The sequence below is a fragment of the Nostoc sp. JL34 genome, assembly GCF_017114945.1.
GTDB lineage: Bacteria > Cyanobacteriota > Cyanobacteriia > Cyanobacteriales > Nostocaceae > Nostoc.
Genome location: NZ_JABXKQ010000015.1, coordinates 57,516 through 68,735, shown reverse-complemented (window position 1 = coordinate 68,735; position 11,220 = coordinate 57,516). Strand labels below are relative to the sequence as shown.

Annotated in this window: 2 protein-coding genes; both read right to left on the bottom strand. The window is 43.7% G+C overall.

Annotated elements, in window-relative coordinates:
* Nucleotides 1-129: 129 nt before the first annotated feature.
* A complete protein-coding gene (locus tag HWQ44_RS02095; RefSeq protein ID WP_292714079.1) occupies nucleotides 130-4,902 on the bottom strand; it encodes an esterase-like activity of phytase family protein in 4,773 nt (1,590 codons plus the stop codon).
* Between the two features lie 617 nt (nucleotides 4,903-5,519).
* Nucleotides 5,520-10,967 (bottom strand): phytase, encoded by a 5,448-nt coding sequence (locus HWQ44_RS02090; protein ID WP_292714077.1) that lies wholly within the window; start codon nucleotides 10,965-10,967, stop codon nucleotides 5,520-5,522.
* Between the last annotated feature and the right edge of the window lie 253 nt (nucleotides 10,968-11,220).

Here is an 11,220-nt window from a genome sequence, read left to right as displayed (position 1 = left end):
GAAGAATTTTTAAAGATAAAATTACTAATAGATATAAAAAGCGAGGGAATATCATTCCCCCGCATTAGCAAAATCGCTACAGCTTAACTAATGAATGAATGTTGAATCTAAGCTGTAATCATCTTTTGGTTAAACGACACTAGCAGAAAAAACGAAATCATTTGCTGTAAGGCTAGTTGCTGCAATTCCCAGCAATGAAACCAACTCTGTATTTCCGGTTTTCACGATAGTGTCACTACCCTGTTGCAACAGTGTTAAAGCACTAAATTGTGCGATCCCAACACCGCCAAGCCCGATTTTATCAATGGCGATCGCAAAATCAGTCACAATGTTCTTGCTAGTTGGCAAACTGGCGTTAGCAATCCAGAATTGATCGGCACCAGTACCACCACTGAGGCGATTACCGCCCTGTTGACCAGCAAATAGCACATCATCGCCATCGCCACCAAACAGGGAATCATTAACATTAGAGAAGAGTTTATCATCGCCAGAACCACCGTTGAGACGGTTATTGCTACCGCTACTGCTAAGGGTATCGTTACCTGAGCCGCCGAATAATGATTGACGAGAACCTTCAACTACAGAGAGAGTATCATCACCTGCCGCCCCAAGTAAATTATTACTTCCACTGGCTTCCACTACGGTAATAACATCATTACCATTGCCACCATCAGCAGTAATATTTTGAACCGGGCCGTTTTGACCAATAAATATCCGATCGTTACCCTCTCCTGTGGACACTGAAGAGTCACTGCCGACTAGTACCGTGTCTTCACCGTTTCCAGTCTGGATTGTGTTACCTTTAGTACCCTCTACAAAATCTGCTCCGTCACCTGTGAATAAGGTTTGATTTGGCTGAACGGTAATATCATCGCTGGTAGTGGAGCCAAAATCAATTTCTTCAGCTTGAGGTTGACCTAAGCCAGGAGCAAGATTAAGGGGCTTCTCTAACTTCAGTTGGAGAATCTCATTGTTGTCTATGACTGGATTTTGAGGATCGTTCCCAGGACGACCTGTAGAGAAGGGATAATTGTTGTCATTAGCTACCAAAATGGTATTTTTGTCAACAACTAAAACATTTTCAATGGTTTGGAATGGGAAGTTGAAGGTTGTCTTACCATCCCCATTCAGGTCGTTGGGGTCTTGGATATTTAACAAGTCTGCAACTTCTTCTTTAGCGACGTAGCCATTAGAATCTGTTTTAGACAAATCTATTTTGTAGATCCTCTTAAATTTAGCCGCAGCCCCTTGATTGTTATCCCGTTCAATGACTAGGTATTCATTATCATTAATGACTGCTAAATCCCCGATCGCATTTGCAGCATTATCCAATCTGTAGTACAGCTTTTTATCAGTGTACTTGTGGCTAGCTAAATCAAATTCGTTAATCCGCAAAGCACCGGGAGTATCGCCTTGAACAGTACCTTCTAATAGGAAATAAAGCTTGGTTTTGCTGGGATTAATTGCTCCACCTTCAAAACCTTTGGAACCACCCAAGTTAGCAAAGGCATCACCTGAAAGTACATCTGGGTTTTGTGGCGATCGCACTACATTATACTGAGGATCGTCTCTGAGTCGATCCCGTACTTCATCCGCGATATCTGGGAAATCACTAAATAGCGCGTCTACACCTAATTGATAGAACTGCTGAATTTCTAGTGCTAGCTGGCCTTTGTAATCTGCTGCCAAATACTGATCTTCCGCCCGGAAGGTATAAGGGTGAACCTGTAAACCAGCGTTGTGAGCATCTTGAATTAAGGTTGAAGGAGGTAATGTAGTCTTGTCAGCATCATTAACTGCTCCATCCCCATTCACATCATCGGCTTTGCCATCACCATTAGCATCAGTACCTTTGACACTAACAATCATCCGCTTCCAAGGGCCAATGCCATCAGCATAAGTGGCAACTTCAGCCAAGCCTTCTGGAGTTCGCAAGTCGCCATAGGTGCGAGTGTCACCATTTACCTTCAAATCATAAGGCTGACTTTCGATGATTTTGCCGTTGATATCAATGTCACTTGCATCTAAAAGTTGGACAAGTGGAATATCAACCCCTGCCGCAGGCATAATATGATCGTGCAGTTCTTTGAGGTTGCCCACTTCAAAGGACTGGATGAAAATGCGACTGGGGTCAGTGAAGTTATTTGTCTTGAGCGTATCAATTAGTAACTGGCTGATATTTCTATTAATTTTGTCCGTAGTGCCTACATAAGTGGCTTCATCGGCAAAATAGGTTGGATGCTTAGTTTCAGGGTAGATGCCAATTTTTTTACCTGTTTCAGCTTCTACTTGCTTAACCAAGTCGATCACTTCCGTGAAGGTAGGAATTTCAAATTGATCGTCAAAGGAATGATCTCGGAAAGGTAGACGTTCTTCTGCGCGTAAAGTCTTGATTTCAGCTAAAGTGAAGTCTTCTGCAAACCAACCTGTAATTGTGTTTCCATCTAAACTTACCGTTTTCTTGCGATCGGCAAACTCTGGATGTTTGTAAACATCTGTGGTTGTATTGTTGAAATTGACAGTACCATCAGCGTTCAAAACTGCTAAAGCTGGCTCATGGCGGGCAATTAGCACACCATCTTTTGTCACAACCAAGTCAGGCTCAATAAAGTCAGCGCCTCGTGCAATTGCTTGCTTATAAGACTCTAAGGTATGCTCTGGACGATAGCCACTTGCACCTCTGTGACCAATAACTTTAGGTGCTTCTCCATCTAACGTTTTGAATTGGTCGGGTGTAGCAATGGGAGCCTCTAATAACTTACCAGTGGCATCAAAATGCAGCAAGTAGGGGCCAAACTCGTCTCCAATCCAGATTGTCCCATCTTTATCAAAGACGAATGACTCTACATCAAAGTCTGCACCAGTCAGTAATCTTCCAGTAGTTCCCTCATTCACAATTTCAAAAGGAACTTTGTTGTTAGGGTCAGACAGTTGAATGTAATCTAAAACTTTAACAGTGCCATCGCCATTTTCTGTTCCCTTAAAATTCGGGTCTAGACGATTGATCCGCAATAGAAAGTCTTCACTATTATCTTTGCTACCATAACCGTTATCTGACAGGAAGTACAAAGAGTTACTGTTAGCAAATTGGACACCGCTAAAGCCTTGAATTGGCTGTCCTGGAAAAGGCCCAGTTCTGCCATTTGCTGAAACGTCTGCACCAGAAGCTGGCCCATCACTAAAGGTATCAGCAGGTAAAGAGGCAAAACCTACTAACTCAACTTTTGGCACTATTGAAGCAAACATCGTTTGGTAGATGTGGGTTTGATCGTTTAAACCCGCAATTCCTGGAATATCAGAACCGTAGGCGTTATAACCTTTACCTACCAAGCTATTTAACACTTCAGAACCAGCACCTTGGTAGTAAACAGGTACGGGACGGTTGGTGTGAGTTCCCCAACCATACTTGACATTGGGATCAGACCCCCAGTAATGTCCAACTTCTGCTGGAGTATCCAAATTGGTTAATGCTTCAGCACCTTGATTTTTTACTAAAGTCGGAAAATTACCGTCGAGAGTCAGGTAGTGATCGTGGTCAGCCGTAACGATCAGTTGGTTTTCTTCCCAACCACCATTTTTTTCAATCCAGTCAATCGTAGATCCAACTGCCTTATCGAAATCCAATGTGGTGCCAATCAAGTTGTCTATGTTGTTATCATGGGCAGACCAATCAATATCGCCACCCTCAACCATTAACCAGAAACCATCCGGGTCTTTACCTAATACATCTAATGCAGCATTTGTCAAGTCATTGAGAGTTGGGTTTTCGTTAACCTCTTTGGCAATGAAAGATGCATCCGTCTCTCCGGGAAGCAGGGGACGTGTGGTGTCTACTTTGGCGTTATCACCTTGGTTAGTGAAAACGCTGAACATATCTAAACCAGTAGTGCTGTAGTCGCCGTTAGCAGAACTTACAGGCAAATTACCATTTTGACCACGCGCACCGTACAGACCGAAGAGGCGATCGCCTTTTTCTGGATCGATTGTCGCCGCAGTTTCAGCTAGTTTCTGGGCAGCATTCTCACCCCTCTCCAAAAAGGTGTAATCGTAGAGGTTGTTTGTTGGTTTAGTGCTAAGTTCTGTGTAGGTAGATTGACTAATGTATTCATTGCTCGTATTTGGCTCAACCCCTGCTGGTAATAAGTCTCCAGGTGCAGAGAGTGGGTGTCCACCACCAAGTAATACTGTTGGTTGATAGACACGGAGTTGCTGTTGCAGGATGTTGTCTAATGCCGGATAGTCAGCATCATACTTGCTGCGACGATTAACGTTGGCAGCAGCAGCGGCAGGTGTTGCATGATCAATGGGAACTGAAGTTACTAAACCAGTAGATTTACCAACTTCGTTCGCAGTTTTGAGAATTGTTTCTAAAGGATTCTCGAAAATATCAACGCCAACAGCGTTGTTGTAGGTTTTGACACCAGTGTACAGAGTTGTTGCGGTGTTTGCAGAGTCAGGATAGCTGTACTTAATGTATTCAGGATCGTTACCGGGAGTCCAGGGGTTAACACCACCTTTGGTAGGGTCATAACCTACTAGGTTTCCAACAGCAGCATCACTGACTTTTGCACCACCTGTTGGGGTATTACCTTGGTTAAAAGTTGGATCGAAGGTGAAACCAGGGCGAACTGGGCTTTCTCCTGTGATCGGATTAGTCCCGTCAAGAGCGGAATTAGCAGTACTAAAAACTCCATTAATACCAGCGATCGTTGTCCCATAGGTGGTTGCCAAACCGTAGCCTTGGAGTGTTTGAAAGTTGAGTCCTTGACCCTTACCTTGTGTATAAAAATCACTCAGATTAGCGCCTGTCTTACCATTTTGAATCTCTTTATAGATGGATGCAGCACGAGCCATTTCCCAGCCCATACCATCCCCAATCATAATGATGACGTTCTTAGCCATGAAAGAGAATCTCCCTGTGTTTAATTGTTGAGATGGTCTTCGCTCCAGTGGAATCAAAAAAGTAATATGGTGAGTAAAAACTAATAGTTTTAGGCTTCAAAGATGTAATTGACTTGTAAGCTTGTTGAGTCTGAACTATAAAATGTCAACCACCACTACAATTGATATCTCATATCATGTTCGGGTAAAGACTTATCATTTAGACCGCAGGGGTGCAGGGGGCAGGGAGCAGGGAGAAAGAGGTTTTCCTGATTTTTGCACGAATGCGGTAATCATAAGTAATTAACCGGACTTGATATCACTAGAGCATTTTTGTATCAAAATTAACGATGAAAATCGCATATTAATTAACATACATAGCCAAAGTTGTGAAAAAATTGTGGGGTGGTTAAGAAATCTTGTATTGTAATCTTGTACCAAATGTGTAGTTAACAACTTCTTGCATATTTTTGATGATGTGAAAGATTATTTTTCTACACTGACATGATGCATTTATTGTCAGTTTCTTCAGATAATCATTTTTTTATAACCCTTATCTTTAATTGCTTTTGCAATAATAATGAAGTACAGCTTCATTAACTTTAGTTGTGTAATGAAGCTGTAACAAGGCGAACAAATTAAGCGACAATACTGGCAGAAAAAACGAAATCATTTGCTGTAAGGCTAGTTGCTGTAATTCCCAGCAATGAAGCTAACTCTGTATTTCCGGTTTTCACGATAGTGTCACTACCCTGTTGCAACAGTGTTAAAGCACTAAATTGAGTGATACCAACACCGCCAAACCCGATTTTATCAATGCCAACTGTAAAATCAGTCACAATGTTCTTGCTAGTTGGCAGACTGGCGTTAGCAATCCAAAATTGGTCAGCACCAGTACCACCACTAAGGCGATCGCCACCCTGTTGACCAGCAAATAGCACATCATCACCATCGCCACCAAACAGGGAATCATTAACATTAGAGAAGAGTTTGTCATCGCCAGAACCACCGTTGAGACGGTTATTGCTACCGCTACTGCTAAGGGTGTCGTTACCTGAACCACCGAATAATGATTGACGAGAACCTTCAATTACTGTGAGAGTATCATCACCTGCTGCTCCAAACAAATTATTGCTACCACTGGCTTCCACCACGGTAATAGCATCATCACCACTGCCACCATCGACACTGGTATTTTGAACTGGGCCATTTTGACCAATAAATATGCGATCGCTACCATCTTCCCCGGAAACTGAAGAGTTATTTCCTGCAAGCACTGTGTCATCTCCGTTTCCAGCCAGGATTTTGTTATCTTGAGTACCCTCTACAAAGTCTGCTCCGTCACCTGCACTAAAGAATTGTCCTGGCTCAAGATTGACAGTATCGCTGTTGCTAGAACCAAAACTGTTCGGGAAAGTAGGCTGCACAGTTGTCAGATTATTGGGTAGTTCGAGAATGCCAAGTTTCTCCGCAGCCGTATTACCTGTAATGTTGAAGTCGTTGTCATTAATCAAGGCTAGAGTATTGGGTGCTACCAATGCTAGACCTTCTAATTTTTCCACCCCGGTATAACCCAACTGAGCAGCATTAGCAATTAAACTCTTGCTGACAGGGGTAATATTGGCAGTAGCTAACTCCGCAGAGGTCAATTGTTCAATAGTTTTACCAACTGGCAAGGTAAATTTAGCAGGGTTGTTGATGTTGGTCGCGTCAGCTAAATCAATTTGGTAAATTAGTTTATTGCCAGCAGATGTAGCATTGTCATCTCGTTCAACTACTGCAAATTTGCCGTTACCCAAAGAAACTGCATCGCCAATCTTATCGGTTGCTGGTAGACCTTCTAGGCGATATAAATACTCTCCTGTTACCTGCTTGCTGACAATATCAAACTCTAGAATTCGGAGATTGAGAGAAGCTTTGGAAGTCGCATCATTGGCGACATCTGGATTATCAATTGGACTCTGAATAAAGGCATATAATTTATTACCTTCTAACGCAACAGCTTCAAATCCTCGGTTATTGCGGCGTTGGGCATAAACTGCTGGCAATACCTCAGTGCCAAAAGTTCCCGTTGGTTGATCTGGGTTGGGTGCTGTGGCAGTTCCTTGAGGGATAAAGCGCTCGATTAACTTACCATCAACATCAAAGTGGTAAATAGAGGGACGATACTCATCTACCATCCAGTAATCACCATTTTCCGCAACTACAATTCCTTCTAAGTCAGCGCCCAAAGGATCGTTAGCTAAAACCTTGTTGTCTAAGTCAACAGCAATTTCATCTGTGTAGGCTAAACCGTTTCCTACAGCTTGCAAATTGGGCAATCCCGTTAATGGGGTCGTTCCATCTTGGCGGAATAGTTCTGTTCTGTTGGTAATGCTGATTTCACCTGTGGTGCGGTTGAGTTCAAAACTGACTATTTCTGGCTGGAAATCGGGTAATAAAAATGGTCTTTTGACACCATCAGGTTCTCCATTGGGGCCCCGATCTGTGTTGGTGACAAATTTCAGGTTGCCATTTGCTGCAAACCCTTGGAAATACAACCCAGAAAAACCACCCAAGAAAATATCTTGATTTTCAGAGGTTGTGCCTAGTTTGGGTAGGTTTTCAAATTCATAGATAGTCAGTTTGGGTTGGGCGACAGGATTGCGAGGATCGTAACTAGTGGTGTCGATATTTAAAGAATTGGGGAAAGAATTGGCTATATTCTCCCAAGGCACCAGCTTAAAGTTAGAACTGACGTTTTCGCTATCGATGGTCTTGGCGGGTTCATTGGAGCCGTCTTGGGTGACAAATAAACCAAATGGGAAGTTAGGCCCCAGTGGCACGTTAATCACATCAGCACCATCTGACTCTTGTACACTGTCAATTGGCCCATTGTTACCAATGGCAAAGTTACCCACATATTCGTTGTTACCTTCACGTGTGTAGGCAACAAAGGTACTATCGCCTTGGCTGGATGCTAGCAAGTAGCCTGTGCCGTTTTTGCCGTAGTAAATGGTTAACCCTTCGGCATCATCAGTGAGGTGAGAACCACCCTCAAAACGAACGCGATCGATCAGCTTGCCTATTGTACCACCGTCCGGTTCTGCCTGGAATTTCCAGATGCCCACATCTTCTTGGGCTATGTAGAGAAAGCCTGTTTCTTGGTCAACCACCATACCCTCTGTTTGGGGAGAACGCCCTGCTGTAGTGGGCGAAGGGATGGTGAACTCCCGCACCAGTTCCGCGCCAATTTGGCCATTACCTTTGTCGATTAATTTGAATTGAGCTATATCTCCAGTTTGGCGGCGACTGGTAAAGACATAGTAATCATTAGTTACGGAGCTACGGTATAAGGTAAGTCCGTAAGAACTGCGAGTTGATGCGGAATAGGGAGGTTCAAAAGGTGATGCTTGGAAGATAGTAGCAATATTGCTATCGGTGATATCTTCCAGGTATTCTCCGGGGGTGTTGGGGTTGGGGTTAATTTTGAAGATTGCTAGTTTATCATTTTGGCGATCGCTAGCGACAGCAATATCAATAGATTGATTGCCTAATTTAAAACCGTATTGCAGGTCAATGTTGTTGTAGCGAATGCCACCGGGATTAACTGTTTGCAATAAATTACCAGACAGGTTATAAACCCGCAATCCAGCATTTTTGACTGAGGTTAGGACTAGACTATCAGCTGCATTTGTGGCATTGACATAGATGGCAGGGTCATCAGCATCAGCATTTTGATCTACAGCAGGTAGTGCTGGATCTTCATCGTCAAATAAAGCAGGACGAGTTTCTAGTGTGGGTGCAGCAGTAGGAACTAAGTCTGCACCCAAGGTGAGGATTTGGGTATATTGAGTGCTACCAAAGTTGTTGTCACTCACCAGCACAATCGACTGACGACCATCTGCTAGTTTGGAGCCGAAGGCAATACCTTCAATGTTATCCACTCCTGTAATCGGGTGGTTTGCATCAGTTGGCAGATTCAGGTCAGTTAAATTCAACAGTAAGCGCTTTTGAGCGGGTTTGATTGCTGCTAGTTGTTCAGCACTCAAATTATTTAGAGAATCGTAGAAACTAATGTCAGTTGCACCTTGCAAAGAAACTTCGTAGATTTTGATGGTGTTGCCTACACCTTGAGCAAAGGAACGTTCCAACGCTAGGAAAGTACCACGATTATCGATCGCTAATAAGTCTGCCAAACCATTGTCAGCTGAACCTGTGCTAGGGTTGGGCGCTTCGGGAATCGCATCGGTAATGTAGAGGTATTCTTTTTCTGGTTGTCCAGTAACCAGATTATATTGCAGAATCCGGGAAGGGCTGCCACTTGTGAGTGAAGCCTTTAATCCATCTTGAGACAGTGCGTTTTCAGTGGCGGTGAATAGGGTTTTCTGGTCAGGTGTGATGGTGAGGCTTTCAAAGGCTAAGTTATTGTAAACACCTGATATCTGCATATCACCCGCATCGACAATACCGTTGCTGTTGGTATCTTCAACTACTGGTAGGAATTTGCTGGGAACAGGTAGCGATGCCACTTCTTGCCCTGTGGTCAGCGAAAACTCTTTAATAAAGGGATTGGTAACGCGACCAGCAGTAGGATTAACTTCGCCTTCTGAAGAGATGAAGACTGTGCCATTGTTAGTTAAAGCAATGCCTTCTGTGTCGAGGCTGTTGGTTGCAAAAAAATTGCCGTTGGTATCTTTTAGGGGAGTAACATTAGTAAAAGTCACTCCAGAATCGGCAGTAAAGGTATAAAAACGGGCAGGGGCAACTTGGGAGCGATCGTCTGAGATAGCGTAATAGCGATTGTTAACAGCATCGTAGGTGACACCAGAAAGTCCACCCACTGGAGTTTGTACCCCATTTACCGTTCCCGCCGCGCCAGGAGGAATAAAGCCAGTAACGAAGGTAGTTTGCCCCACAAATCCAACACTGGGAATGGTTTTACCTGCTTCAGTTGGCCTAGCTTGTACATCTGCAAACACCAAACGATGGTCAGAACTGGGGAAGGGAAAAGTACCTACCAAAGAAAACGTGGAATCGGTATTTAGAGGCCAAAATACTCCTGAATTGGCAATTGTCAGGTCAGATGAGGGTAGCACATAGTCAGTCCGCAGGTTTCCGGGAGTCGTATCTGCAAAGTCTGCGGTATCAAAGCTAGGATTACCATTTTGACTAGCGTTTGCACCAGCTTGTAAGTCTGCTTGTTGGGGGCCACCCAGACTAGTAGGGATGACATTAGTATTAATATTAGGATTTTGGAATAATTGCCGGATAGCGTTGTCATAACTGTCACCATCTAATGGGTCAGCATTTTGATCGCCCACAATTACAAAGCTTGACCCAGCAGCAATACCACCTGTTTTATCTTCATCATCATAGATGTAATCACCTTTACCAGGGGTAATATAGTCTGCCCAAAAGCGGATCTCGTCGTGATTGCGCTTACCGTTGCGGTCTTCCACACCATCAAAGGTTGGGGGTGTGGGGTGGCTGGCGAGAATGTGAATTGTCTCGCCGTTTACCTGGATGGGTACATCCCAGTGACTTTTAGAAGAGAGGCGGAGAACTGCTAATTCCTTCTCAGAATACCAATCATTTGGCTGTGGTGTTGTCGGATCATCGGGAAGCAAGGCGTTGGGCATATCCTTCCAAAGGAAGTTTTGGAAGGTGCGGACGTTGGCAGTGTCGATGGGATATTTAGACAGTAGCAATATCCCGTATTGACCAGGAAAATTCCCGAATCCGAAAGCATCATCGCCATATCCGGCTGCACCTGGGGTCGTAACCGCTGTACCGTCGTTGTTTAAGTCAAACCCAGAAGCAATACCTGTATTTGAAGGAGCGATGTAGAAGTAGGGGTAATCAACAGGAGTTGTACCATTCTGGCTAACGGCTAAATAATTTTGTCGGAATAGTTGAACTGCCTCCGGGGAGTAGTCAAACTCGTTAATTAGCAACACATCCGGGTTATTACGCTGGATAATCTCAGCAACCGCCTTTGCTTGAGCATTGTCAGGGGTAGATAAATCACTGACTAACTGACCTTCAGCGTTCCGATTCAAAGAAGCGTTGAACTGGGAAAAGCGAATTGTATTAGTAGTTACCATGTTTAATTCTGAGATAGATTTCAGATATGAGAATGCTTTGAAAATTGGGAGTGAGTAATAGACGTTTCTTGCAAAAGCCATCATTTCAAACACTTTTAGAACTTACGCAAGAACTCTTTAAAACTTTTATTCTTTTGCGCCCTTTTCTGCGAGACGCTGCACGTAGCTTGCTTCCCCGAAGGGGTATGCGGTTCGTTTTTTCATAAATTTCTCTACGCCTTGTAGTCAAGTGATCGCTCTCAAGTTTCCTCAA